This is a genomic window from Streptomyces sp. NPDC006450 (assembly GCF_040612195.1).
Classification (GTDB): domain Bacteria; phylum Actinomycetota; class Actinomycetes; order Streptomycetales; family Streptomycetaceae; genus Streptomyces.
Genome location: NZ_JBEXPT010000011.1, coordinates 59,302 through 84,344, shown reverse-complemented (window position 1 = coordinate 84,344; position 25,043 = coordinate 59,302). Strand labels below are relative to the sequence as shown.

Below are 25,043 nucleotides of genomic sequence, written 5' to 3'. Positions count from 1 at the left end.
TCAGATGGACGGCCGACCTCGGAATGCAGACCCGGTACCAGGTCCAGTCGACGCCATCCCCAGCCCGCCAAACCCAAGCAGCCCACCCCGAACGGCCAGGCGCGGGCGGCCAACCCGCCCGGCCCGACCCGGCTCACCCAGACCTCGACGGTCGTGCGTACGCCGACCCGAGCAACCCACCAAGGCAGGCCACACCGCGTCGGCAGGCGGTCCCACCCAAGCGGCCACCCCCCGCCCGCCAAGCAGCACACCGCAAACGGCCAGAACTGCGCCGCCGGGCCCAAGCGTTAGCCCCGCCCCGCCCGACCCAGGCGAGCTAGACCTCCGCAGCCGGACGCACACCGAGTGGTCCGACCGCCCCACCCAGACAGTGCCAGCCCCCCACCCGGCACACCACGCCGGCCCGGCAGGCCCATCCCGAATGGCAGGCCAAGGCAGCTGGACCCGGGCCTGCTTGAGGCGGGCCGAACCTCGACAGTCGGACGCACGCCACCCGACCGAAGCGCCCCACCTCAGGCAGGCCAAGGCCAGTTCTCATCCCCGAACCATCCGCCCAAGCCCCCCTGTACGGCGGGCCCACCGGCCAGGCCCCACCCGTACGACAGGCCCACCCCGTACGGCAGTCCCACCCTGCACGACTGGCCTACTCCGCCCCGGCCGGGCCCCACCCCGCATGGGAGTCCCACCCTGCACGGCGGGCCTACCCCAGCCAGGCCCCACCCCGTACGGCAGTCCCACCCGGCACGGCAGTCCCACCCCGTAACGGCGGGCCCACTCCACCCCGGCCGGCCCCCACCGGCCAGGCCCCACCCCTCCGGCGGGCCTGGCCTGCCCGGCAGGCCGACTTCACCGGGCGCGCCCGATCAGCCGAGCCGAGCCGACCATCCCGCGCCCGCGGCCCCCGCGCAGCTCGGGCTCAGGCGACGCAGAACTCGTTCCCCTCAGGGTCCTGCAGCACCACGCCGTAGTGCGTCTCCAGCTCGTCCAGCACGCGCAGCACGGTCGCCCCCGCCTCCGTGAGCCGCTCCACCGTTTCGTCGACCCGTCGCGTCCGCAGCTCCATCGGAACCCCGCGCCCGCCGCTGACCTTCAGATCCAGGTGGACCCGGTTCTTGCCGGCCTTGGGCTCCGGAACCTGCTGGAACCACACCCGGGGCCCCCGCCCGGACGGATCCACGATCGACTCCGGCACGTCCCCCACCCCATCGGGCAATTCCTCCGCGGGCACCCCCATGCCCTCCCAGTACGCGCGCCAGGTCGCGTGCCCGTCCGGCGCCGGCTCCGGCACGTACCCGAGCGCTTCGGCCCAGAACGTCACCATCACCCGCGGATCGGCGCAGTCGATGGTCAGTTGCAACGTGGTCTCCATGGCCTCAGCCTCTCAGGCAGGTCTGACAACGGGAGGTACCGTCGACCGGGCGCACCGGATCACCGGATCACCGGAATGCGCGGGCCGACAACGTGACCGCGGGGGAAACGTCATGACCGAACTGATCGTCCTCGTCGCTCTGACGGGGATCGCAGCGCTCTACCTCATCGTCAAGGTGATGCGCCGGGAAAGGCGCCGCCGCTCGGAGGCTGCGGACGGACTCCTGATCGAGCTGCAGCGCACCGAGCAACTGCGCAAGGACCGGACCACCTACAACTCCAACGCGGTCCACAACAACCCCTTCACCACCGGACTCTGATTCCAGATCACGGCGCCGCCCCCGGAACGACCGGGCGCGGCGCCGTCGCCATGCCCGCTGCCGCTGCCGCTACCGCGACCGCCCCCACGGCCGACCCCGCCACCCGAGCGGACACGAGACCGGGACGGGGACGGGGACGGGGACGGGGACCGGCACGTGACCCGGCCCCAAAACGCGCGCCAGGCCCGGAACTCGAACTCAGACTCACAACGGGTCCAGGGCCGGGACATTAGCCCCACTCCCGCCCAAGCCCACCCCGCATCCCAACTCCTCCCACCCCAGGGCCTGTCACCCACCTCGCCATGACATGCTCATGCCTGCAAACTGTCACCTCACGCCCATCCCCTCGAAACCCTGCGCGGCCAGCATGGCCACGCCCCACAGCTCACCCGCTCACCCGCTCACCCGGCCGGCCTCACCCCTGCCCCCACCCAGGAGCCCCTCATGCCCTCCAAGCACTCCTCCACGCCCTCGGTCTACGCGCGTCGACTCGGACGTCGCCTCGGTGCGCTCGCCTCCATACTCGCGGCCGCCTCCCTGACCACCCTCCTCACCGCCCCGCCCGCCGCCGCAGCCCCTCCCACCCCCATCAGCGCCGCGGCCGCCCGCTCCTACCTCGCGACCGTCACCCCGAAGGCCGAGGGCTCCACCACCGGTTACAGCCGTGACCTCTTCCCCCACTGGAGCACCGTCTCCGGCACCTGCAACACCCGTGAGACCGTCCTCAAGCGCGACGGTTCGGGCGTGGTCCAGGACTCCGCCTGCGCGGCCGTCAGCGGCAGTTGGTACTCCGAGTACGACGGCGCCACCTGGACGGCCGCCTCGGACCTCGACATCGACCACGTCGTCGCCCTCGCCGAGGCCTGGCGTTCCGGCGCCAACTCCTGGACCACCGCCAAGCGCCAGCAGTTCGCCAACGACCTCACCCGCTCCCAGCTCATCGCTGTCACCGACAACGTGAACCAGGCGAAGGGCGACCTCGACCCCGGCAAGTGGCTGCCGCCGCGCACCGCCTACCGCTGCACCTACGCACGCATGTGGGTCGGGGTCAAGCAGTACTGGGCTCTGAGCATGGACTCGACGGAGAAGTCGACCCTGGTCAGCATCCTCAACGCCTGCTGACACCCACACGCCTCACCCCACCCCACCCCTGGCCAAGGATCTTTCCCCCGCCAGGGGGAGGTGGACCACCCCCTCCCCGTCGTACGGTGATCGAACGGCAACGCCGGAAAAGGAGGGGGAGTTGCATGGGGACACTGCGTCTGGGACCGCTGCTGCGCCACGTCGACTGGGACGCGGGCGACTCCGCCACGGTATGGATCGAGGCGGATCGCCCGTGCACCGCCGAGGTGCGCTGCGCCGACGGCTCCGGTGGCAGCGTCCACACCTTCCAGATAGCCGGCCACCACTACGCGCTGATCACCGTCACCGGCCTCACCCCGGACACCACCACGGCCTACGAAGTCCTCCTCGACGGTCTCCGGGTCTGGCCGCTGCCCGACAGCCCGTTCCCCGCGAGCACCATCACCACCCCACCCGCGGGAAGGCCGGGCTCCACGACCGCCCCCGACCTCCGCCTGACCTTCGGCTCCTGCCGCCAGGCCGCCCCTCCGGCCGACCGGCGGGGACCGCACGGCCCCGACGCGCTCGACACCCTCGCCGCCGATCTGGCCGCCGAGCCGGAGGCGGTACGGCCCGACGTCCTGCTGCTCCTCGGCGACCAGGTGTACGCGGACCAGCTCTCCCGCTCCACCCGCCAGTGGCTGGCGGCCCGGCGGGACCTCCGCGAGGCCCCCGGCGCCCAGGTCGCGGACTTCGAGGAATACACCCGGCTCTACTACGAGTCCTGGCTCGACCCGGAGATCCGCTGGCTCCTGTCCACCGTCCCGAGCCTGCACATGTTCGACGACCACGACGTCATCGACGACTGGAACACCAGCGCCGCGTGGCTGGCGGAGATGCGCGCCACCCCGTGGTGGCAGGAGCGGGTGGTCAGCGGCCTGATGTCGTACTGGGTGTACCAGCACCTCGGCAATCTCTCCCCCGCCGAGCTGGCGGCCGACCCCGTGTTCGAGGCGGTCCGGTCGACCCCCGACGGCACCGACGCGCTACGGGCCTTCGCCACCTCGGCGGACGCCGACCCGGCCACGGTCCGCTGGAGCTACCGCCGGGACTTCGGCCGGTCCCGGCTGCTGATGGTGGACACCCGGGCCGCCCGGGTGCTCGCCGAGGACGGGCGGGCCATGCTCGACCCGGCGGAGTGGGGGTGGCTCCGCGAGAACGCCCTGGCGGGACACGGGGGATACGACCACCTCCTCATCGGCTCGTCGCTGCCCTGGCTGATGCCGCCCCTCGTGCACGACGCCGAGGTGTGGAATGCCGCGCTGTGCCGCGGGGAGCGTGGCCCGAGGTGGGCCCGGATCGGCGAGAACCTGCGCCGCCGGAGCGACCTTGAGCACTGGGCGGCGTTCCCGGCCTCGTTCGCGATGCTCAGCGACCTGATCGAGGAGGTGGGCACGGGCCCGCGGGCGCCGGCGACGGTGTGCGTGCTCTCCGGCGACGTGCATCACGCGTACGTGGCCGAACCGCGAATACCGAGCACGGCACAGGTGTTCCAGCTCACCTGTTCCCCGGTCCACAACTCCATTCACACCGCCGTGAAATGGGGCTTCCGGCTGGGCTGGTCACGGCTGGGCCGATGGCTGGGCCGGGGCTTCTCCCGGCACGGCCGGACGGGCCGGCCTCCGCTGAGCTGGCGGCGAACGGGCGGCCCGTGGTTCGGCAACCAGCTCATGACGCTCGTACTGTCGGGGCGCTCCGCGCGGCTGCGCCTGGACCAGGCACGCAAGGGCCCCCGCCTGGCGATGGTCCTGGACCGCGACCTCACGCCTCCCCTCTGACGCGCGGCGGGCCCCCCGTCACGCCGGAGCACTGCCCCGGGCGTCCGGTCCGTGGACGCCCGGCGTACGCTGTTCCGCTGTCAGCCGCCCATGCCGCTCCCCCGCGACGTCGCGGCGCCTCACGCCGAGGCACGTCAACCGGACTGGGGAGTCCCGTTTTGCTTGAGACTCTGGGCTCGCTGACTTCGAGCCCATGGATCTACGCCCTCGTGGCGCTGTCCATCCTGCTCGACGTGTTCCTACCGGTGCTGCCGAGCGGAGTACTGGTGGTCACGGCTGCGGCTGCCGCCGCGGCGGCCGGGGCCGCGGGACCCGTGCCCGTGCAGTCCCAGGTGCCGGACATCCTGGCGCTGCTGGTGACGGCCGTCACCGCCTCGGTACTGGGCGACATGGCCGCGTACCGGCTGGCCCGGCGGGGCGGGGCCCGTCTCGACCGGGCCATCGCCCGCTCCCGCCGGCTCACCCGGGCCCACGAGCGCCTCGGCACCGCCCTCGCGCGCGGCGGCGGCGCCCTGGTCGTGGTCGCCCGCTTCGCCCCGGCCGGCCGCTCGGTGGTCTCCCTCGGCGCGGGCAAGACCCAACGCAAGGTCAGGGAGTTCCTGCCCTGGTCGGTCCTGGCGGCCCTCGCCTGGGCCGGCTACAGCATCGCCCTCGGCTACTTCGGCACCCAGTGGCTGGGCACCACCTGGCTCGGCACCGCGGTCTCCCTGATCGCCCTCTTCGCCGCGGGCGCCCTGGCAGCCTTCGTAGTCCGCCGCCCCACCGCCACCCCAGCCGCCACCACGTAACCCGACCGCCGCCCCCCTCGGGCCCACAACCCCCGAGCCGGCCCGCGCTCGCCCCCTCCGATCCGGGCCCCACGCGCTCAACAAGCCGCCGCGGGGGGCTCACCCGTTCACCGGGCAGCGTCGCCGCGGCCGCGCACCCCCATCAGGTCCCACACTCGCCCCCTCCGCCCACGCCCTCGCAACCGACACGGGCACGGGCACGGGACACGGGCACGGGCAGCCCCCTCTCCCCCTCTCCAACCCCGGCTCCAGCGCCGGACCGGCCCACGCCGCCCACGCCGCCCACGCCGCCCACGCCCTTCAAGCCGTCCACCCCAGTCCACCCCGCTTCCCCGGACGGAGCAGTGGCTCACCCGTTCACCCGGCAGCGATCGCCACGGCCGCGCCGGGCTCCTAGCGTCCAGAGAACGGTGCGCACTCGAATCCGCGCCGCGCCGTTCCCGGAGCCCGAGGAGTCCTCTCCATGCCCGCCACCCCCCACAGCCCCCGCCGGTACCGCGCCCTCCCCCGCCTGCTGGCCGTCGCCGCCGCGACCGCCGCCTTCGCCGCGGGCGCCCCACCGACCCTCGCCCAGGCCCAGCCCTCCGGCAGCGTCTCCCCGACCAACGTCGCTCCCGGGGGACGTGTCAGCCTCAACGTCACCGGCTGCGGCACGCGCACCGGCAAGGCCACCTCCCGCGCCTTCGGCGACGTCTGGCTGACTCCCGGCAACGCCGAGGCCACCAACCTCTTCGGCTCCGCCATCACCTCCCGGAACATCAGCGCCGGCTCGCACCCCGTGACCTTCGAGTGCGGCGGCCCCGGCGGCGAGCGCGTCACCGTGGCTCTGAACATCACCCCGGGCGCCGCCCGTGGTGGACTCGGTGGCAGCATCGATTCCATGAGCCCGGGCCAGATCGCCGTCGGCGGTGCCCTCGTAGCCGGTGCACTGGGCGCAGGCGCCTGGATCCTGCGCCGCCGCACGGGCCACGCCTCCTGAACACCCCCACACCCCCACACACCCACCCCGCCCCGAACCACCCTCCCCACCACGGGAGTGGCCGATGGTCCCGCCCCGTTCGGGACTTTCCCCACTCCCGCCCGGGGCCCCTCCCGCAAGGCCGAGTCCGCGCACCGCTGCCACCGAGGAGCCCGCCAGGACCAAAGCCCGCGCCCGGTGACTGCCGCCGTCGACGGTTCCGCGAACGGCAACCGGGCCCTGGAACGGGCCGTCTCCCAGGCCCTGATGGCCGGGGCCCCGCTGCGCATCGTGCACGCCCGCCTCTACAGGAACGGCATCGGCGCGACCCTGGCCGGCGGCTTGGAGGAGCCGCGCCCCGACGACGACCCCGTACTGATCCGGGTCCGAGAGGCCCTCGACGGCCGCGCCGGACTCCCCCGATCGAGTAAGCCTCACCCCCCGGCGCCCCGACCACGTACTGCCGGGCCTGGGCGACGGCGCCCAGCTGATGGTCCTCGGCTCGCGCGGCCGCGGCGGTGACGCCAGCCTCCTGCCCGGCTCGAACGGCATGGCCTGCGCCGCCCGGCCAGCCTGCCCCGTGGTGGTGGTCCCGCGCGCCGAGCCGCCCGTGCATGCCCCGTACGGCCGGGTCGTCCTCGGCCTAGACAGTGCTACCCCCGACCCGAGCACCACCTGCTCCGCCTTCGCGACGCGGCCCGGCGCGGGGCCCTCCAGGTCGTCGCACACGCCTGGCCCGCCCGGGCCTTCACCACCGCCTGCGCCATCACCACGGCCGGGCACGAGGAGACCGCCAACGCCCACGAGGTCACGGCCCTGGCCGCCGCGCACCTGCGCCCGTACGCCGAACGGTTCCCGGAGGTCGGGATCGAGCAGGTGTCGGCGCCCGGCGACGCGGCCGGCCACCTGGTCGCCGCCTCCCAGGCCGCGGACCTGATCGTCATCGGCCGCCACCGCAGGCGCCCGCTCTCCCCGCGCCTGGGCTCCGTCACCAACGCGGTACTGCTCCACACCGGCTGTCCCGTCGCGGTGGTCCCCCTGGAAGAGGACGCGGTCCCGGCAGCCGCCTGACCGCCCCTACCCGGCCACGGCCACTCCGGCTCCCGCTCCCCTGACGTGAAGCCCTTCCAGCAGGTCCCTCGTAGCCTCCGCGATCGCGTCGACGGCGGCGTCGAAGACCTCCTGGTTGTGCGCGGCCGGCGCCCTGAAGCCGGACACCTTCCGCACGTACTGCAAGGCGGCGGCCCGGATCTCCTCCTCGGTCGCCTTCTCCGGAATCGCGGGCGGACGCAATGTCTTAATCGATCGGCACATACCCCCACTATCCCGCCCCACGAACACCCCGTCACGGCCCCGCATCCCTACCGAGCCCAAAGGCCCCGCCGAGAACGCCGGGGCCTTCTCCCCGGGGCTCGGACGGGGGAGAACCATCCGCGCTGACGTCTGTCACGGATGTCAGAAACCCGTCACCACCAGGTCCACTTCCTCTTCCGGAGCGCCCGCAGCTTGGCCTCAGCGTCCTTGATCTCCCCCTGCGCGGCCCCTCCTCGCGTCCAGCGCCCCTGGTGCTTGGCGCACTGTCCGCTCCCGACGATCGCCTTGTTCCGGCACCGGCCGCCACGCTTCGTCACCGCGCCGCACTTGGGTTGCGTCATCTGGCCCCCTCCTGGCCCACCCGACGTGAGCACCCCTTGCACGGTGCCGGAAGCAGCAAGGAGCAGGAAGGGCGCACAGGTACGCGCCAGGAGCTCACGGGGCACTCGGTCAGCCCTCACGGAGCGAATCGCGCACGGGAAGGGCGGCACGTATCGGCGCCGGATCCCAGCCCGACCGAGAACTCGTGGCCCGTGGCGCAGCTTTGGCCGCTGCCCGGCTCTGCGCCGCTCCCATTGCCGTCGGATCCGGACGCAAAAGACCCCCCGCCATGATCGGCGGGGGGTCTTTTCGCTGGTGGGCGCGGACGGTTTCGAACCGCCGACATCTGCTTTGTAAGAGCAGCGCTCTACCCCTGAGCTACGCACCCGTGGATGAGTGGACAGCCTACATGCAGGGCACACCCCCCACGCAAACCCGTTCCCGTGGGGGAGAATGGACCGGGGCAGGGGAAATGCGGACCGGGTACGGGAGAGGCGACTGTGACGACAGCACCCCGGCGGTGGTTCGGCGGCGGGCGGGACGAGAGTCGGCGGGCGGACGCGCAGGCGGCCAAGGACGCTGCCGCGGCGGCCTTCTACGAGCTGGACACCGCGCAGCGGGATCTGCGGATCTCAATCGAGACGATCGCGGCCGCGGACGGCTCGCCCGAGGCGCGCCGGGTGGGTGAGGGGTTCGTCGCGCTCGGGCAGCGCATCGACGAGGTCAGCCATGTGTACATCAATGCCGTCGACGCGCACGATCTCGATCGGGTGGAGCTGGAGGCGTCCGCCGCGACGCGGGCCCGGGACGAGCTGACGCGGGCCAAGGAGGAGCTGGTACGGGTCAAGGGCGAGCTCGACCGGTTCGCGCTCGGACTGCAGCCGTTGCTGGACCGGGCCGAGACGCAGCTGGCCCGGGTGGCGCCGGCGCGGGAGCGGGCCAGGGCAGCGCTGCTCGCGGCGAGCACGGCGCTGGACGAGGTGCGCGGCAAGGGGCTCCGGGCCGACGACCTGGCCGCGAGGCTGGCCGCGCTCGGGCCGGAGCTGACCAAGCTGAACCAGGGCGCCGGACAGCACGGGGTGCAGGAGACCGTGCAGCGGGCCGACCGGATGCTGCGCGACGCCGAGGCGATACGGGCCGAGGCTGCGCGGCTCCCGGAGCGGGCCGCGGAGATCGACCGCCGGCTGGTGAGCCTGCGGACCCGGGCGCAGGCGCTGCGCAACCGGGCGGACCGGGTGGATCCGGTGCTCAGCGAGCTGCGCCGGCGTTTCAGCGCGGCCTGCTGGCAGGACCTCCAGCACGTGCCGGAGCAGGCGGTACAGGACGTGGGGCAGGCGGAGGACCGACTCGCGGAGGCCGGCCGGGCACGCGACCAGCAGCAGTGGGCCGTCGTGGCGGCCCTGGTCGAGGCGGTCCGGGCTTCGCTGGACGCCACCGACGAGGCGGTGTCGGCGGCGCAGGACCGGCTGACCCGGTTGGAGGCGGTGGCGCGGGATCCGCAGGCGGAGGTGCAGCGCACCCGGTTCGCGATCCGGGACGCCCAGCGTCTGGCGATGGAGGGCCGTACGGTCCCGGAGGATCGGCACGCCCGCCCGCTGGACGAGGCGGTGGCTCGGGTGGGCCGTGCGCTGGCCGCGCTGGAGGACCGCCACCCGGACTACTGGGCCTTCCTCCAGGAGATGGAGGCCGTACGGTCCTCCGTGCAGCGGGTGGTGACGGACATCCGGACCGAGCGCGGCCACGCCTGAGGGGGCCGCCCGAGCGGACTTGTCGGGGTGGGGGCATCGGCGGATGCTGGAGGGGCCAGGAACGGAGCAGAGGAGGGCGCCATGGCCGCCCAGGCTTCCCCCGCAGACCGCAAGCCCCGCGGACCGCACAGGCCCCACAGACCACGTTGGTCTCGGGCCTCCGGCACGCCTCAGGCATCACCCGTACCGCACGAGTACGAGCACGGGTCGCACGCGTACGCGCCCCACGCGCTGTACGGGTGCCACGAGCCCCATGAGCACTACGCGCCCTACGTGGCCCACGAGCCGTACGCGACGGCGGCACCACCCCGGAACTCCCCGGGGATCCTGCACCGCATGATGCGTCCCGTCAACGCGCGCCTCGACGAACACCTGCCCAGTGATCACCGGCTCAGCAAGGTCTACCGGGTCGGCGCCGGCCTGACCGGACTCCTGCTCGTGGCCTTCGGAATCCTGGGGCTCATCGACCGGATCGGCTTCTTCGACACCGGCGGGGACACGGTGCTCGCGCTGAACACCAACGGCGCGCTGAGCGTCCTGTCGATCTGCATCGGACTGCTGCTCTTCGTCGGGATGGTCATCGGCGGCACCTTCGCCTCGACGCTCAACATCGTGTTGGGCGTGCTGTTCATCGCGAGCGGGTTCGTGAACCTCGCGCTGCTCGACACGGAGATGAACTTCCTGGCCTTCCACATCCCCAACGTGCTGTTCAGCTTCGTGGTCGGCGTGATGCTGATGTGGTTCGGGATGTACGGGCGGGTGGGCAGCGCCCTGCCCCACGACAATCCGTACTGGCGTGCCCGCCACCCCGAGCAAGCGGCTCGGGAGCAGCGGGCCCGCACGAGCGGGAGGCCCGTCGGCAGGCCGGCGTAGGCGGGGCGGCGTAAGCGGGGCGGCGTAGGCGAGGCGGCTCGGGCGGCCTCGCCCACGCCGCCTGCGCGGGCAGACCTTCGAAGCAGGGTCGGCAGGCAGCCGCGCCGCGCGCGGAGCCAGGGGATTCCGGTGGGGGGTCGCACCTGCGTAGCCTGTCCGCATGCCCCGTTACGAATTCCGCTGCCGGACCTGCGAAGACACCTTCGAGGTCAGCCGGCCCATGGCCGAGTCCTCCGCTCCCGCCGACTGCCCCGCCGGGCACGCCGATACCGTCAAGCTGCTCTCCGCCGTCGCCGTCGGCGGGAGCAGTGCGGCCCCCGCCGCGGCCGCGCCCATGGGCGGCGGAGGCTGCTGTGGCGGGGGCGGCTGCGGTTAGCGCTTGCGGGAGAGGGTGATGCCGTCGGAGATCGCCAGCAGCACCGACTCCATGCGGGGGTCCGCCGCGACGTGGTCGTTGTAGGCCTGGACCCCCGCCGCCGCTCCGGTCGCCGAGGGGTCCAGCACCGTGCCGTGGTACAGCGTGTTGTCCGTGACGAGCAGACCGCCCGGGCGCAGCCGCGGCACGAGCTCCTCCCAGTAGGCGATCTGGCTCTGCTTGTCCGCGTCCATGTAGGCCATGTCGATGTGCGGCTCCGCCGGCATCGCGCGCAGCGTCTGGAGCGCCGGCGCGATCCTCAGGTCGATGCGGTCCGCGACCCCGGCCTTCGCCCAGGCCTCGCGCGCGTACGCCGTCCACTCCTCCGAGACGTCGCAGGCGATGAGGCGTCCGTCCGCCGGCATGGCCTGGGCCATCGACAGGGAGGAGAAGCCGGTGAAGGTGCCGATCTCCACGATGTGCCGTGCGCCGGTCAGCCGGACCAGGAAGGCCAGCAGCGGCCCCTGCTCCTGCGCCGACTGCATTCCGGCCGCGTCCGGGAACACCTCGTACGTCGTCGCCACCAGCCCCCGCTGGACCTCGTCCAGCGGGGGGTTGTGCGCGAGCATGTACTGGTAGAGCTCGTCTGTGATCTTGGTGCTGTTGCCCTTGGTCATGGGGCCAGTGTGCCCATGATCAGACGCCCGGTGTGCCCCGTCGCGCCACTTCACGGGTGAAGGCGCGCACGATCTCCTCGCCGGCCAGCACGCCCGCCTGGGCGAGCGCCGTCACGTGCGGCGCGGTCCAGCCGGCGTCGGCCAGCTCTCCGTGGCCCGGCCGCCAGGCCGTGTCGGCCGCGAGCAGCAGGTCCGCGTCGAGCAGTGAGTCCCCGGCGGCCAGCGTGCTCGTGGCCTCCGTACGCCGGACCACCTCGTGCATGGCCGCGCTCTTGGTCAGCGGCCGCGGGACGGCGTAGATCTTCCGGCCCTGGAGCGAGATCGCCCAGCCGCGCGCCTCGGACCATTCCGCCAGCGTCTTGATCCAGTCCACGGGGACGAGCGCCCGCTCCACCACCAGGTACGCGAACAGGTCCTCCGCCACCCGCGCCTTGCGCAGCCACGCCGGGTCGGTGACGGACATCAGGTGCGCGTGCATCTCCTCCAGCGGAACGGACTCCTCGGCGAGCCGCGCCGCGACCTGGCGGCGCCAGTCCCGGTCCGGGACCCCGTCCACCAGGAGCTGGCCGCCGTTGGCGCAGATCGCGTACTTCGCCGGCCGTCCGGGGAAGCGGATGCGCTGGTACTGCTTGCGGGTCCGGGTGGTGGTCGGCACGAACACCGCGCCCGGGTCGGCGGACAGCTCCGCCAGCAGCCCCGCCGCCGTCTCCGTCATGTACGACAGCGGCTTGCTCTCGTGCACCTCCACGCACAGCAGCCGCGGGGCCACCGGGTCGGGCATGGTCAGGCCGAGCGCGGCCGCCGAGTAGATGAGCGTACGGTCGAGGTCACTGGCTACGAGAACGGTCACTTGGTGGCCACAGCCTTTCCGTCGGCGCCGGTGGCGCCGCGCGTGAATCGGGGATGGATGAGTCCTACGCAGCTGTAGGGCAGGCCGTCGACCTCTTCCACCGGCACCCCCCGCTGTTCCGCGAGGAGGCGTACGTGGTCCAGGTCGGCCCCCGCGCCGCGCTGCGCGAGGATCTTCCACGGCACCCGGCGCAGCAGCACCCGCGTGGTCTCGCCGACGCCGGGCTTGACCAGGTTCACGTCGTGGATGCCGTACTCCTCGCTGATCCGCTCCACCGCCCGCCAGCCCACCCAGGTCGGCGTGCGGTCGGCGGCGAGGAGCTCCTTGACCTCGGCGTCCACGGCCTCGGCCACCTCCTCGAAGTGCGCGGAGACGGTGTCGACGAACGCGACGGAGACATCGGCCCCGGCCAGCTCGCGGTAGAACTTCGCGCCGTGGAAATCGGCGGGCCCGACCAGGTCGGACCTGAGCACCGTACGCGAGACCAGCCCGGAAACAGTGGAATTGAGACAGGCGGAGGGGATCAGGAAGTCCTCGCGCGTGCCGTACGTCTCCACGCACGAGCCGGGGTCGGCGAGGACCACGATCTCCGGGTTGAAGCCCTCGAACTCGCCGAGCGCCTCGCGCAGTTCGCGGGTGATCGCCCCCTTGCCGGTCCAGCCGTCGACGAAGACGACGTCGGCCGGATCGTGGTGGGCGGCCAGCCAGCGCAGTGCGTTGGCGTCGATGCCGCGACCGCGCACGATGGAGACGGCGTAGTGCGGCAGGTCCAGGCCGTGCCGGGCCTGCGCCCAGCGCCGCATCAGCACGCCCACGGGGGTGCCGGCGCGGGCCAGGGAGACGAGGACCGGGGAGGGAGAGCGCTCGGCGAGGACCGTCTCGGTGACGGTTCCGACGGCGCGGGCCATCCGGGCGGCGGAGGCGGTCAGCGCGCTCTGGTAGAGCTGCTGGTACTCCGGGGACGGCTGGAACTCCACCGGCAGCGATTCCGCGTAGTGCGCACCGCCCGCCTGTATGGCTTCCTCGCGCTCCTCGGTCGGGGCCTCCAGCTCCACGTCGGAGAGGTCCTGGAGCAGCCAGCCGACGTCCTCGGCGGCGTAGGAGGAGAAGGCGGGCCCGCGCAGTGGCTCGCCCAGCGACTCGCGCAGTGGCTCGCGCACGGGCTCGCGCAGGGGCTCGGACATGATCGGCTCCTGCCGGTCGGGTACGTACGAAGGTATGACCGCCAGCACGACCCGGCCGGTGTGCGGCGCGAGGGCCGCGAGCAGGCCGGTGCGGAGCTCGGCGGTGTCTCCGGCCGAGTCCACGACGGCGACCACGGCGTCGAAGCCGGCACCGGCTGTGCTCGCGACGTTGTACGCGTACCGCTCTCCGGGGCCGTCGGCCGGGTCGTCGTGGGCGGGGAAGACGAGGCGGGTGCGGATCGCGTAGCCGGGGTCGTCCACGGCGAGCACCGGCGAGCGGGTGGTCGTGGAGAAGCGGACCTCGGCCGCGGCGCCGGACGCCTCAAGGGCCTGCGCGAGGCGCAGCGGGGCGTACATCAGCTCCTCGTTGCCGAGTACGAGGACCCGGGCGGGGGCCGCGCCGAGCGCGGCCCTGAGCCGGTCTGCCATGGCCGGCAGGGCCGCGTCCAGTGCCGCGCGGTGCGCGGGGGTGAAGCCGTGGCGGCCACCGTCGGGTATGCCGGCCGGCCAGTCCAGTTCCACCGTGGTGACCTGCGGGCCGTCTGCCGGGGCGCCGCCCCCGGGCCGCGAAGCGCCGGCCACGGGCTGAGTTCCGGCGGCAGCGGCAGCGGCAAGCTCCGCCTCGTACTGCTCCACCAGGGCCTGGCCCTTTTCCAGGACCCCCTCCGGGAGGGAGACGGTGCCCGAGGCCAGGGCTATGAGGTCCACGCGGGCGCCCAGCTCGGCGGCGAAGGCCGTCAGGCGGTCGCGGTCGGCCGGAGAGCGCATGTCGACCAGGGCGACGACCACGTAGTGGCCGCGCGGGTGGCGGGCGTGGAGGTCGGCGATGGTGTTCAGGACCGTGTTGCCGGTGGAGAACTCGTCGTCGACGAGGACCAGCGGGCCCGAGCCCGCCAGCAGCTTCGGGTCCTCGGGCAGCAGCAGGTGCGAGGTGGCGTGCGAATGCGCCTCCTCGAAGCCGCCCGCGGGCTCCACGCCGGGCACGGGGCGGCGGGTGGAGTGCAGGTACGGGGCGCTGCCCAGGCCGTCGGCCACGCAGTGGCCCAGCCCCGTCGCGGTCTCCGCGTAGCCCAGAACCACGGCCGAGGCCGCCTCCGCCTCGCCCAGCAGCTCCCGGACCCGCTCGCCGAGCCCGTAACCGGCGGCGTAGACGGCCGCCGGGGACTGCGGGACGTGCTTGCCCAGCACGCGCGAGACCAGCAGGTGCGCCCGCTTGGGGTTGCGCCGCAGCGCCAGCCCGAGCAGCTCTTCGAGCGCCGGCCCACCGGTCCCGGTACCCGCTGATTCCTGCCCGTCCTGCAGGCTCACGCCCAGCCGGTCCGCGACCCACGTTCCCGACCACACCGCTTCGATCTTCTTGCCCTTCTTCGCAGTCAACGGCCCGCTCACACCTGGAGCCCGGCCGTGAGGAGATCGACGAAGCCGACCTCCTCCTTCGCCACACCGAAGACCTCGGCGCGCAGCATGGTGCGCTCGGCCCAGGCCCGGTGGGGCTTCACCTCGTTCATCTTGTTCGTGTAGGCGGAACGCATTACTCCGCCTCCTCCGCTCTCGGGGCGCAGGATGTCTTGAGCATCGCTGAACTCCTCGTGGGACACCACCGAGAGCGCGTGGACCGGGGTGACGTGGGCGGGGTGGATGCAGGTCTTGCCCAGTAGCCCGTTGGCCCGGTCGAGCTCGATCTCGCGCAGCAGCCCGTCCAGGTCGTGCTCGATCAGCGCGGTGCGCAGCTCCTCGACGCCCTCCTCCAGGAAGGGGCTGCGGCGCAGCTGCGGCTTGAAGAGTCGCTGCTGGCTGCGGAAGTACTCCCACACGGGCCCGGTGACGGTGAAGCCGGTGCCGTCGGCGCGGCTGAGCACGTTGACCACGTCGGCGATGACCCCGGCAACGATCTGGACGTCGTAGGCGGTCATGTCGGGGGTGCGGCGCAGCCCGTAGGCGGAGCAGAAGTCGGTCACCCCGAGGCGGAGCGCCAGGACCCGCTCGCGGTACTTGTTGACCGTGCGGGAGATCCCGGCGAGGGCCTCGACCCGGGTCTCCAGGTGGAGCAGCTCGGGGGTCTCCAGGACGGGCATCGCGTACAGCCGGGGCTGCCCGCCGGCCGCTTCCGCCTGGGCCACGGCGTCGAGGAAGGCCACGCCCCGGCTCTCGCTGAACTTGGGGAGTACGAATCCGGCCAGCCGCGCCGCCGAGCCGCCGAGCCGGTGCACGAGGTCGGGGATCTGCTCGGGCTCCCGGACGCGGATGAAGAGCAGCGGGAGCTCCGCCGGGTCCTCGTGGAGGGCGGCGAACTGCCGGACGAGGTTCTCCTCACCGCCCGCGACGTCCTCGTCGCTGATGGAATCCTCCAGGCAGAGGACCATGGAGACGACCCCGAGGCCGGCCTGCTTGCGGATGTCGCGGGCGAGCTGCGGCCGGGTGGCCGGGCTGTAGAGCGTGGCACCCAGGGCGGCCGCGAGCGTGGCGGAGGGGGAGGCGGCGGAGAACTCGGCCGGCTCCTGGTGGAAGAGGTCCTTGCGGACCGTGGGCGATACGTGCCCGAAGTGACGCATGTGCTTCCCCCGTACAGGCTCGGCGGCCGATCTGGCATGGCCGGTAATAGTACGTACGAACGTGAGTCAAGAGTTCCTCAAGCACATGAAATCCAGGTAACCCTCTTGCACCATGCCCAGCTCTCGCGATCCGGACAAGGTCTACGGGGGGCCGCATTGTCCCGGTCCGGCCCGGGAGGGCAGGATGACCGCCATGACGCACGCGATGCAGAAGGGCTCCAACATCCCCGTGGCCGCCGTGGCGGTCCGCGCGGTGCTGCGCTGGACCGGGGGGCCCGACGTACCCGACGTGGACGCCTCCGCGCTGCTCGTGGGGGCGGACGGGCGCGTGCGCTCGGACGAGGACTTCGTCTTCTACAACCAGCCCCGGCACCCCTCGGGGGCCGTCTGGCGGCTCGGGAAGAAGCAGCTCGGCGACGGGATCACCGACGCCGTCCAGGCGGACCTGCGGGCCGTCACCCCGGCCGTGGACCGGATCCTCGTCGTGGCCTCCGCCGAGGACGTGCCCTTCGAGCGGGTCCGCGACCTGCGGATCCTGCTCTACGACGCCACCGCGACCGGCGGCTCCGAACCGCTGGCCTACTTCGACGTGCGTCCGGAGACGGGCGCCGAGACGGCGCTGATCTGCGGCGAGCTGTACCGGCGGGCCGACGCGTGGAAGTTCCGCGCGCTCGGCGAGGGCTACTCCAACGGGCTCGTCGGCCTGGCCACCGACCACGGGATCTCCGTGGACGAGAACGCCTCCGAGGCCCAGGAGCAGGGACAGGGGCCGGGACAGGGACAGGCGCCGTCCGCCTCCCCCGTGACCCCGGCGCCGCCCACACAGGCCCCGCCGGCCTCCCAGCCCGCCTACGGCTACCCGCAGCCGGTCTCGCAGGCCCCGGTGCCGGCCCCGGCCCCGGACGGGGCCTTCCGGCTGCCGGCGCAGGGCCCGCAGTTCATCCGCCGGTGAGCGGCGGGCGGGCCGGGCGGGGCTGCCGTCCCGGCCGGGCCCGTCAGGTCTTCGTCTTGTAGCCCCGGCCCCACTGGAGGCCCCACCCGTACAGCCGGTCGAGCTCGGCCTGGAACCCGTACACGAAGGTGACCTCGCGCCGGACGATCAGCTCTCCCTTGACGTTCTCCAGGGAGACGACCGCGCAGGAGCGGGCGTGGGGGTGGCGCTCCTCCAGGGGGATCTCTATCCGCGGCCCGGTGATCGGGTAGAGGGTGACCAGGGCGTGCGTCCGGTCGAAGGCCGGGGTCTGGTCATAGATGTAGACGAAGACCAGCAGCCGCTTGATCTCCTCGGCGTGGTCGAGATTGACGAAGATCGTCTCGCCGGAGGGGGCCCCGAACCGGTCGTCCCCGCTGAGCTTCACGTACGGCGGACTGTTGATGTCCCCGTGCAGGTTCCCCAGCGGCTGGACGACCCCCCGGGTGCCGTCGGTCAGCTCGTAGAGACAGCCGATGTCCAGGTCGACGTTGACCATGCCCTGGGTGTGCGCCTGCACCATGTCGGGCTTGAACAGCTTGAACGGATGCCGGAAGAGCTGCCCGCTCTGGCCGGTGCTGCGGCCGCCTATGTCCGAGGTCCGCATCCGCCAGGAGAGGTTCACGCGCAGATTGCCGTGCACCGCCCCCTGTTTGGTGAGCGATACCGTCGGATGGCGTTTGGTCAGCTCGATCGCGTTCGACGAGGCACTGCCCGACTGGAACTGCGTACCGCGGCTGCCCCTGATGCCGTCGAAGAATCCCATCCCCACAACCCCCCTGCTCCCTTGGCGCGCCCGGTCCCCCGCCGGCGCACCGCTGACATGCGGACGGGGCGGTCCGAAAGGCCCGTGGACCTTCCGGACCGCCCCGCACTGAGCGTTCCGCATTACCGCCGCGGTCATGCCTCGGCGGCGGAACCCTCCAGTTCCAGGCGCTTGTTGCGGCGCACCGAGGACCAGAAGGACCATCCGATCAGCACGACGCCGACGAGGCCGGTGATGACCTCGTTGATCTCGTACTGGATGGTGACGAGCAGGATGACGGCGAGCGCACCGATGGCGTAGTGCGCGCCGTGCTCCAGGTAGACGTAGTCGTCGAGGGTGCCCTGGCGGACCAGGTAGACCGTCAGCGACCGGACGTACATGGCACCGATACCGAGGCCGATGGCCATGATCACGATGTCACTGGTGATGGCGAAGGCGCCGATGACCCCGTCGAAGGAGAAGGAGGCGTCGAGGACTTCGAGGTAGAGGAACATGAAGAACGCGGCCTTGCCGGCCATGGCGACGGCCGAGACGGGCTTGCCGCTCTTCTTCGCCGCTTCCTCGATCTCGTGCTCGTGCTCCTCCTCTTCCTCCAGCTTGTTCTCGAAGTAGCCGGAGAGGCCGCCGACGATCATGTAAGTGATCAGACCGAGAATGCCGGAGATCAGGACCGTCTGCGCCTTGTCCACGTGAGTGCCACCGTGCTGGTGGGCGTGGACGGCGAAGGTCATCGAGGTGACGACCAGGACGATCAGCGCGATGCACGCCGACAGCATGTCGATCTTGCCGAGCTTGGCGAGCGGGCGTTCCAGCCAGCCGAGCCACTTGATGTCGCGGTCCTCGAAAATGAAGTCGAGGAAGATCATCAGCAGGAACATGCCACCGAAGGCGGCGATGGACGGGTGGGCGTCCGTCACGAGCTGCTTGTACATGTCCTGGTCGCGCAGCGCGAGTTCGACGGCCTCGATCGGCCCGATCTTGGCACTGATCGCGACGATGACGATCGGGAAGACCAGGCGCATGCCGAACACGGCGATGAGAACACCGATGGTGAGGAAGATCTTCTGCCAGAAGGCATTCATCTTCTTCAGGATTCCGGCGTTGACCACCGCATTGTCGAAGGACAGCGAGATCTCCAGGATGGACAGGATCGCAACGATCCCGAAGGCCTCCCACCCCCCGTAGAGCACCGCTGCGACCAGTCCGAGCGCAGTGACTGCGAACGACCAGCCGAAGGTTTTCAGAACCACTGGCATCCCATCGTGTTGTACGGCTTTACGAAACGTTGACCCCGAAGTCTAGAGCGATGCCGCGGAGCCCCGACGCGTACCCCTGCCCCACTGCACGGAACTTCCATTCACCCCCGTAGCGGTAGACCTCGCCGAAGATCATCGCGGTCTCGCTGGAGGCGTCCTCGGAGAGGTCGTAGCGGGCCAGTTCCTGGCCGTCCGCCTCGTTCACCACGCGGATGAAGGCGTTGCTGACCTGACCGAAGCTCTGCCGGCGGGCCTCCGCCTCGTGGATCGAGACGGGAAAGACGATCTTGTCCACGCCGGCCGGGACCTTGGTGAGATCGACGATGAGCGACTCGTCGTCGCCTTCACCCTCGCCGGTGAGGTTGTCACCCGTGTGTTCGACGGAGCCCTCGGGGCTCTTCAGGTTGTTGTAGAAGACGAAGTACTCGTCCCCGAGCACCCGGCCGTTGCTGCACAGCAGTGCGCTGGCGTCGAGGTCGAAGTCGGCGCCCGTGGTCGAGCGCGCGTCCCATCCGAGGCCGATCAGAACCCGGGTGAGGTTCGGTGCGGCTTTGGAGAGGGAGACATTGCCCCCCTTGGCGAGTGTGACGCCCATGTTGTGGTCCTCCCCGGACGACGGTGGCGGTGTGACGGTACGGCGGTACGGCATACGGCGGTGTGACGGTACGGCGGTACGGCATACGGCGGTGTGACGGTACGGCGATGTGACGGTGCTGGTCGTAAAGCCGGTCCGGCGCCGTACACACGAGTGCACGGCGCCGGACGGATGGAACGACTGCTCGGGGTCGAGCAGGCTCAGACGTTGACGCCGAAGTCCTGCGCGATGCCGCGCAGGCCCGAGGCGTAGCCCTGGCCGATGGCGCGGAACTTCCACTCCGCGCCGTTGCGGTAGAGCTCGCCGAAGACCATGGCGGTCTCCGTCGAGGCGTCCTCCGACAGGTCGTAGCGGGCGAGCTCGGTGTTGTCGGCCTGGTTCACGACGCGGATGTACGCGTTGCGGACCTGGCCGAAGCTCTGCTGGCGGCTCTCGGCCTCGTAGATCGAGACCGGGAAGACGATCTTGGCCACGTCGGCGGGCACGCCGGCGAGGTTGACCTTGATCGCCTCGTCGTCGCCCTCGCCCTCACCGGTGGTGTTGTCACCGGTGTGCTCGACCGAGCCGTCGGGGCTCTTCAGGTTGTTGAAGAAGACGAAGTTCGCGTCGCCGGTGACCTTGCCCTGGTCGTTGGCCAGGATCGCGCTGGCGTCGAGGTCGAAGTCGACGCCGGTGGTGGTGCGAGCGTCCCAGCCCAGACCGACGATGACCGCGGTCAGGTTCGGCGCGGCCTTGGACAGCGAGACGTTGCCGCCCTTGCTGAGGCTGACTCCCACGGGTCCTCCATAAGGTTTTGTGTGGGGCGGGGCCCCGTCGTGCGGTTGCTACAGGATCAACGTTTCGATCCTAGTGACGGGTTCCCGCCTGTACGGGCTTATTCGAGGCGAACGGGCCCACGTGCCCGGGGGCACGCGCCCATGAGCCTGCGACACGGACTCAGAGGCTGTCGAGAGCCTTGATGTACTCGTTCAGGTCACGCGCGTCGGGCAGCCCGTTGACGACGGACCAGCGCACGATGCCGTCACGGTCGATGACGAAGGTGCCGCGCACCGCGCAGCCCTTCTCCTCGTCGAACACCCCGTAGGCGCGGGAGGCCTCGCCGTGCGGCCAGAAGTCCGACAGCAGCGGGTACTCCAGACCCTCCTGCTCGCCGAAGACGCGCAGGGTGGGCACGGAGTCGTTGGAGACGGCGAGGAGCTGCACGTCGTCGTTCTGGAAGCGCGGCAGCTGGTCGCGCAGCTCACAGAGCTCGCCGGTGCAGACGCCGGTGAAGGCGAAGGGGTAGAAGAGCAGCACGACGGCCTTCTCCCCCCGGAAGTCGGAGAGCCGCACGACCCTGCCGTGGTTGTCCTTGAGCTCGAAGTCCGGGGCCTTGGTGCCGACCTCGATCGCCATCTGTCGCATCCCTTCGTCCCGCATCCCTGCGTTGGGCTGTTCGGGTGATCCCAGCTTATGGGTCCGTGTATGGGGTGGGGGTCCGTCGCGCGTCCGGCCCCGCTCAGCCCGCCGCGAAACGCACGCACCCCGCCCACCGGGAAGCTTCCGGCGAACGGGGTGCGTGTGTCCGCATGGCTGCGGGGCGCGGCTCAGCGCTTGGACTTGGCCGTCTTCGGAGTCGCCAGCTTGGTGGCGGTCCACTCCTTGCCGACGGGGAGACCCTTGGCCAGCGAGAGGCCGGCGGTCTCGGCGGCCTCGCTGATGTCGCTGGCCTCGACGAAACCGTCCTTGCCGGTCTTGGGAGTCACCAGCAGGATCAGTGCGCCGTCCTCGACCAGCTCGGTCGCATCGACCAGGGCGTCCGTCAGGTCGCCGTCGTCCTCCCGGAACCACAGCAGAACCGCGTCTGCGACATCGTCGTAGTCCTCATCGACGAGTTCGGTGACGTGACCCTCTACGGCATCACGGAATTCCTGATCGACGTCGTCGTCGTAGCCGATCTCCTGGACCACCTGTTCGGACTGGAAACCCAGCCTGGCGGCCAGGTTCTCCGCGTGGTCCGCGGTCGCGCTCACGGGGTGCCTCCTGCTCATGTTCGGTGAATGTTCTTCGGCGGCGCGCGTACGCGCAGCATTGGGCGTAGTCCACACGGGCGCGGCGGATCGCGCAAGTACCCGGCCGCCGAGACCGTCGAAACGGTGACGATTGCGGCCGTCTCGCCGCAACTTTCAGCCCTTCCGGATGTACCCCTGGTGATTCATCCCACACCATTCCACCTCATTCGGCACGGCCTCGGAACTTTCGCACCTGTTTGAGGGACGAACGGCCTTGCGAAGGGGTTGATCGACATGGGCGTAAGGTTGCGGTTTGGGCGCTGTCGTCGCCACAGCGGGCGCAATCCCTCCACACTCCAGGGATTACCCAGCGGTAAAGATGACGATTTCTGCCGAGCGTAAGACCATGGGAGGCGGCGAACCCCAAGGCACGACTCCCCCGACAGCGAAGGAACAGCGTGGCTTCCGCATCCGATCGCAATCCGATCATCATTGGTGGCCTGCCGAGTCAGGTACCGGACTTCGACCCGGAAGAGACGCAGGAGTGGCTCGACTCCCTGGACGCCGCGGTCGACGAGCGGGGCCGTGAGCGCGCCCGCTACCTGATGCTGCGGCTGATGGAGCGCGCCCGTGAGAAGCGCGTGGCCGTGCCCGAGATGCGCTCCACGGACTATGTCAACACGATCGCCACCAAGGACGAGCCCTTCTTCCCCGGCAACGAGGAGATCGAGCGCAAGGTCCTCAACGCCACCCGGTGGAACGCGGCCGTCATGGTCTCGCGCGCCCAGCGCCCGGGGATCGGCGTCGGTGGTCACATCGCCACCTTCGCCTCCTCCGCCTCCCTCTACGACGTGGGCTTCAACCACTTCTTCCGGGGCAAGGACGAGGGCGACGGCGGCGACCAGATCTTCTTCCAGGGTCACGCCTCGCCCGGCATCTACGCCCGCGCCTACCTCCTGGACCGGCTCTCCGAGCAGCAGCTCGACGCGTTCCGCCAGGAGAAGTCGAAGGCTCCGTACGGCCTCTCCAGCTACCCGCACCCGCGGCTCATGCCGGACTTCTGGGAGTTCCCGACCGTCTCGATGGGCCTCGGCCCGCTCGGTGCGATCTACCAGGCGCGGATGAACCGGTACATGGAGGCCCGCGGGATCGCGGACACTTCCAAGTCACACGTCTGGGCGTATCTCGGCGACGGCGAGATGGACGAGCCGGAGTCGCTCGGCCAGCTCTCGATCGCGGCCCGCGAGCACCTCGACAACCTGACCTTCGTCGTCAACTGCAACCTGCAGCGCCTCGACGGCCCGGTCCGCGGCAACGGCAAGATCATGCAGGAGCTGGAGTCGCAGTTCCGCGGCGCCGGCTGGAACGTCATCAAGCTGATCTGGGACCGCTCCTGGGACCCGCTGCTGGCCCAGGACCGCGACGGCATCCTGGTCAACAAGCTGAACACCACCCCGGACGGCCAGTTCCAGACGTACGCCACCGAGACGGGCGCGTACATCCGCGAGCACTTCTTCGGCGGCGACCACCGGCTGCGCGCGATGGTCGAGAACATGACCGACACGCAGATCCAGCACCTGGGCCGCGGCGGCCACGACCACAAGAAGGTCTACGCGGCGTACGCGGCGGCCAAGGCCCACAAGGGCCAGCCGACGGTCATCCTGGCGCAGACGGTCAAGGGCTGGACCCTGGGCCCGAACTTCGAGGGCCGCAACGCGACCCACCAGATGAAGAAGCTGACGGCCGACGACCTCAAGCGCTTCCGCGACCGTCTGCACATCCCGATCACGGACGCCCAGCTGGAGGACGGCGCGCCGCCGTACTACCACCCGGGCCGCAACTCCCCCGAGATCCAGTACATGCACGACCGCCGCAGCGCGCTCGGCGGCTACGTGCCGACCCGCGTGGTGCGCGCGAAGCCGCTCCAGCTGCCGGGCGACGCCACCTACGCGGCCGCCAAGAAGGGCTCGGGCCAGCAGTCGATCGCCACCACCATGGCCTTCGTCCGCATCCTGAAGGACCTGATGCGGGACAAGGAGATCGGCAAGCGCTTCGTGCTGATCGCCCCCGACGAGTACCGCACCTTCGGCATGGACGCGTTCTTCCCGAGCGCCAAGATCTACAACCCGCTGGGCCAGCAGTACGAGGCGGTCGACCGCGACCTGCTGCTCGCGTACAAGGAGTCGCCGACCGGCCAGATGCTGCACGACGGCATCTCGGAGGCGGGCTGCACCGCCTCGCTGATCGCCGCGGGTTCGGCGTACGCGACGCACGGCGAACCGCTCATCCCGGTCTACGTCTTCTACTCGATGTTCGGTTTCCAGCGGACGGGTGACCAGTTCTGGCAGATGGCGGACCAGCTGGCGCGCGGGTTCGTCCTCGGCGCGACCGCCGGCCGGACCACTCTGACGGGTGAGGGCCTGCAGCACGCCGACGGCCACTCCCAGCTGCTGGCGTCGACCAACCCGGGCTGTGTGGCGTACGACCCGGCGTACGGGTACGAGATCGCGCACATCGTCAAGGACGGTCTGCGGCGCATGTACGGCCCCGACGCCGAGGACGTCTTCTACTACCTGACGGTCTACAACGAGCCCATCCAGCACCCGGCCGAGCCGGCCGACGTGGACGTGGACGGGATCCTGCACGGCATCCACCGGGTGTCGGCGGGCACCTCCGGAGCCGTCGGGGCGCAGATCATGGCCTCGGGCGTGGCGGTGCCGTGGGCGCTGGAGGCGCAGCGGATCCTCGCGGCCGAGTGGAACGTCAAGGCGGACGTCTGGTCGGCGACCTCCTGGAACGAGCTGCGCCGCGAGGCCGTCGCCGTGGAGGAGCACAACCTGCTCCACCCGGAGGAGGAGCAGCGGGTCCCGTACGTGACCACCAAGCTGTCCGGCGCGGAGGGTCCGTTCGTGGCGGTCTCCGACTGGATGCGGGCGGTCCCGGACCAGATCTCGCGCTGGGTGCCCGGTTCGTACACCTCGCTGGGCGCGGACGGCTTCGGCTTCGCCGACACGCGGGGCGCGGCCCGGCGCTTCTTCCACATCGACGCGCAGTCGGTGGTCCTCTCGGTGCTGACCGAGCTGGCCAAGGAAGGCAAGATCGACCGCTCGGCGCTGAAGCAGGCGATCGACCGGTACCAGCTGCTGGACGTCCGGGCGGCCGACCCGGGCGCGGCCGGGGGCGACGCGTAGCCGTCACTTCCGCGAGGGGCGCCGGGACACCTGTCCGGGCGCCCCTTACGCATTCCTTACGATGCT

Annotated in this window: 25 protein-coding genes and 1 tRNA gene; 12 read left to right on the top strand and 14 right to left on the bottom strand. The window is 71.3% G+C overall.

Features of this window, described 5'->3' with window-relative positions:
- Positions 1–916: 916 nt before the first annotated feature.
- The gene (locus tag ABZY57_RS07160) at positions 917–1,369 is read right to left on the bottom strand and encodes a VOC family protein (protein ID WP_356508965.1); all 453 of its coding nucleotides are present in this window, start codon (positions 1,367–1,369) and stop codon (positions 917–919) included.
- A 112-nt stretch (positions 1,370–1,481) separates the two neighbouring features.
- Here ABZY57_RS07160 and ABZY57_RS07155 point away from each other — a divergent pair, with 112 nt between their 5' ends.
- From ABZY57_RS07155 to ABZY57_RS07125, 7 genes are all read left to right on the top strand, one after another.
- Positions 1,482–1,688: a hypothetical protein gene (locus ABZY57_RS07155; protein ID WP_356508963.1), complete on the top strand. Its 207-nt coding sequence runs from the start codon at positions 1,482–1,484 to the stop codon at positions 1,686–1,688.
- A 444-nt stretch (positions 1,689–2,132) separates the two neighbouring features.
- Entirely contained in the window at positions 2,133–2,810 is a 678-nt protein-coding gene (locus ABZY57_RS07150; RefSeq protein WP_356508962.1) for an HNH endonuclease family protein, read from the top strand.
- Between the two features lie 125 nt (positions 2,811–2,935).
- Positions 2,936–4,588: an alkaline phosphatase D family protein gene (locus ABZY57_RS07145; RefSeq protein WP_356508960.1), complete on the top strand. Its 1,653-nt coding sequence runs from the start codon at positions 2,936–2,938 to the stop codon at positions 4,586–4,588.
- 158 nt (positions 4,589–4,746) lie between these two features.
- Positions 4,747–5,376, top strand: coding sequence for a VTT domain-containing protein (locus ABZY57_RS07140; RefSeq protein WP_356508959.1), 630 nt, complete (start codon positions 4,747–4,749; stop codon positions 5,374–5,376).
- Positions 5,377–5,839: 463 nt separating this feature from the next.
- Positions 5,840–6,355 (top strand): hypothetical protein, encoded by a 516-nt coding sequence (locus ABZY57_RS07135; protein ID WP_356508958.1) that lies wholly within the window; start codon positions 5,840–5,842, stop codon positions 6,353–6,355.
- Positions 6,356–6,412: 57 nt separating this feature from the next.
- Positions 6,413–6,856 (top strand): universal stress protein, encoded by a 444-nt coding sequence (locus ABZY57_RS07130; protein WP_356508957.1) that lies wholly within the window; start codon positions 6,413–6,415, stop codon positions 6,854–6,856.
- Positions 6,857–6,889: 33 nt separating this feature from the next.
- Positions 6,890–7,405, top strand: a complete 516-nt coding sequence (locus ABZY57_RS07125; protein ID WP_356508984.1) for a universal stress protein — start codon at positions 6,890–6,892, stop codon at positions 7,403–7,405.
- 6 nt (positions 7,406–7,411) lie between these two features.
- On the opposite strand, the gene ABZY57_RS07120 is transcribed toward ABZY57_RS07125, so the two are convergent.
- From ABZY57_RS07120 to ABZY57_RS07110, 3 genes are all read right to left on the bottom strand, one after another.
- A complete protein-coding gene (locus tag ABZY57_RS07120) occupies positions 7,412–7,648 on the bottom strand; it encodes a DUF2277 domain-containing protein (RefSeq protein WP_356508955.1) in 237 nt (78 codons plus the stop codon).
- A 152-nt stretch (positions 7,649–7,800) separates the two neighbouring features.
- Positions 7,801–7,989, bottom strand: a complete 189-nt coding sequence (locus ABZY57_RS07115) for a hypothetical protein (RefSeq protein ID WP_356508953.1) — start codon at positions 7,987–7,989, stop codon at positions 7,801–7,803.
- A gap of 293 nt (positions 7,990–8,282) precedes the next feature.
- Positions 8,283–8,357 (bottom strand) — tRNA-Val (locus ABZY57_RS07110).
- 112 nt (positions 8,358–8,469) lie between these two features.
- On the opposite strand from ABZY57_RS07110, the gene ABZY57_RS07105 reads away from it, so the two are divergent.
- From ABZY57_RS07105 to ABZY57_RS07095, 3 genes are all read left to right on the top strand, one after another.
- Positions 8,470–9,717 (top strand): hypothetical protein, encoded by a 1,248-nt coding sequence (locus tag ABZY57_RS07105; protein ID WP_356508951.1) that lies wholly within the window; start codon positions 8,470–8,472, stop codon positions 9,715–9,717.
- Positions 9,718–10,053: 336 nt separating this feature from the next.
- Positions 10,054–10,590 carry a DUF4383 domain-containing protein gene (locus ABZY57_RS07100; RefSeq protein WP_356508949.1) on the top strand — a complete coding sequence of 179 codons (537 nt, stop codon included), beginning with the start codon at positions 10,054–10,056 and terminating at the stop codon, positions 10,588–10,590.
- Positions 10,591–10,750: 160 nt separating this feature from the next.
- Positions 10,751–10,966: a zinc ribbon domain-containing protein gene (locus ABZY57_RS07095; protein WP_356508947.1), complete on the top strand. Its 216-nt coding sequence runs from the start codon at positions 10,751–10,753 to the stop codon at positions 10,964–10,966.
- On the opposite strand, the gene ABZY57_RS07090 is transcribed toward ABZY57_RS07095, so the two are convergent.
- The 4 genes from ABZY57_RS07090 to ABZY57_RS07075 are packed head-to-tail and all read right to left on the bottom strand — an operon-like array spanning position 10,963 to position 16,208.
- Complete coding sequence (locus ABZY57_RS07090) at positions 10,963–11,622, bottom strand: O-methyltransferase (RefSeq protein WP_356508945.1); 660 nt, start codon at positions 11,620–11,622, stop codon at positions 10,963–10,965. The two genes, ABZY57_RS07095 and ABZY57_RS07090, sit on opposite strands and share 4 nt — an antisense overlap.
- Before the next feature lie 19 nt (positions 11,623–11,641).
- On the bottom strand, positions 11,642–12,472 hold the full coding sequence (locus ABZY57_RS07085; protein WP_356508943.1) for an HAD family hydrolase: 831 nt from the start codon (positions 12,470–12,472) through the stop codon (positions 11,642–11,644).
- Positions 12,469–15,045, bottom strand: coding sequence for a phosphoribosyltransferase (locus ABZY57_RS07080; protein ID WP_356508941.1), 2,577 nt, complete (start codon positions 15,043–15,045; stop codon positions 12,469–12,471). The genes ABZY57_RS07085 and ABZY57_RS07080 overlap by 4 nt, the downstream gene beginning before the upstream one ends.
- Positions 15,042–16,208 (bottom strand): HpcH/HpaI aldolase/citrate lyase family protein, encoded by a 1,167-nt coding sequence (locus ABZY57_RS07075; RefSeq protein ID WP_356508939.1) that lies wholly within the window; start codon positions 16,206–16,208, stop codon positions 15,042–15,044. The genes ABZY57_RS07080 and ABZY57_RS07075 overlap by 4 nt, the downstream gene beginning before the upstream one ends.
- Positions 16,209–16,401: 193 nt before the next feature.
- Between ABZY57_RS07075 and ABZY57_RS07070 the strand changes: the two genes are divergently transcribed.
- Positions 16,402–17,160, top strand: coding sequence for a TerD family protein (locus ABZY57_RS07070; protein WP_356508982.1), 759 nt, complete (start codon positions 16,402–16,404; stop codon positions 17,158–17,160).
- A 43-nt stretch (positions 17,161–17,203) separates the two neighbouring features.
- Here ABZY57_RS07070 and ABZY57_RS07065 read toward each other — a convergent pair whose 3' ends face one another.
- The 6 genes from ABZY57_RS07065 to ABZY57_RS07040 form a co-directional block, all read right to left on the bottom strand.
- Positions 17,204–17,944: a Tellurium resistance gene (locus tag ABZY57_RS07065; protein WP_267039314.1), complete on the bottom strand. Its 741-nt coding sequence runs from the start codon at positions 17,942–17,944 to the stop codon at positions 17,204–17,206.
- A gap of 134 nt (positions 17,945–18,078) precedes the next feature.
- Complete coding sequence (locus ABZY57_RS07060; protein WP_356508981.1) at positions 18,079–19,194, bottom strand: DUF475 domain-containing protein; 1,116 nt, start codon at positions 19,192–19,194, stop codon at positions 18,079–18,081.
- A gap of 25 nt (positions 19,195–19,219) precedes the next feature.
- The gene (locus ABZY57_RS07055) at positions 19,220–19,795 is read right to left on the bottom strand and encodes a TerD family protein (protein ID WP_356508937.1); all 576 of its coding nucleotides are present in this window, start codon (positions 19,793–19,795) and stop codon (positions 19,220–19,222) included.
- Between the two features lie 200 nt (positions 19,796–19,995).
- Positions 19,996–20,571, bottom strand: coding sequence for a TerD family protein (locus tag ABZY57_RS07050; protein WP_327252569.1), 576 nt, complete (start codon positions 20,569–20,571; stop codon positions 19,996–19,998).
- A gap of 160 nt (positions 20,572–20,731) precedes the next feature.
- Positions 20,732–21,190: a peroxiredoxin gene (locus tag ABZY57_RS07045; protein WP_356508934.1), complete on the bottom strand. Its 459-nt coding sequence runs from the start codon at positions 21,188–21,190 to the stop codon at positions 20,732–20,734.
- 191 nt (positions 21,191–21,381) lie between these two features.
- Positions 21,382–21,807: a DUF3052 domain-containing protein gene (locus ABZY57_RS07040; RefSeq protein WP_214957128.1), complete on the bottom strand. Its 426-nt coding sequence runs from the start codon at positions 21,805–21,807 to the stop codon at positions 21,382–21,384.
- Between the two features lie 437 nt (positions 21,808–22,244).
- On the opposite strand from ABZY57_RS07040, the gene aceE reads away from it, so the two are divergent.
- Positions 22,245–24,977, top strand: coding sequence for a pyruvate dehydrogenase (acetyl-transferring), homodimeric type (gene aceE, locus ABZY57_RS07035; protein ID WP_356508932.1), 2,733 nt, complete (start codon positions 22,245–22,247; stop codon positions 24,975–24,977).
- Positions 24,978–25,043 lie beyond the last annotated feature (66 nt).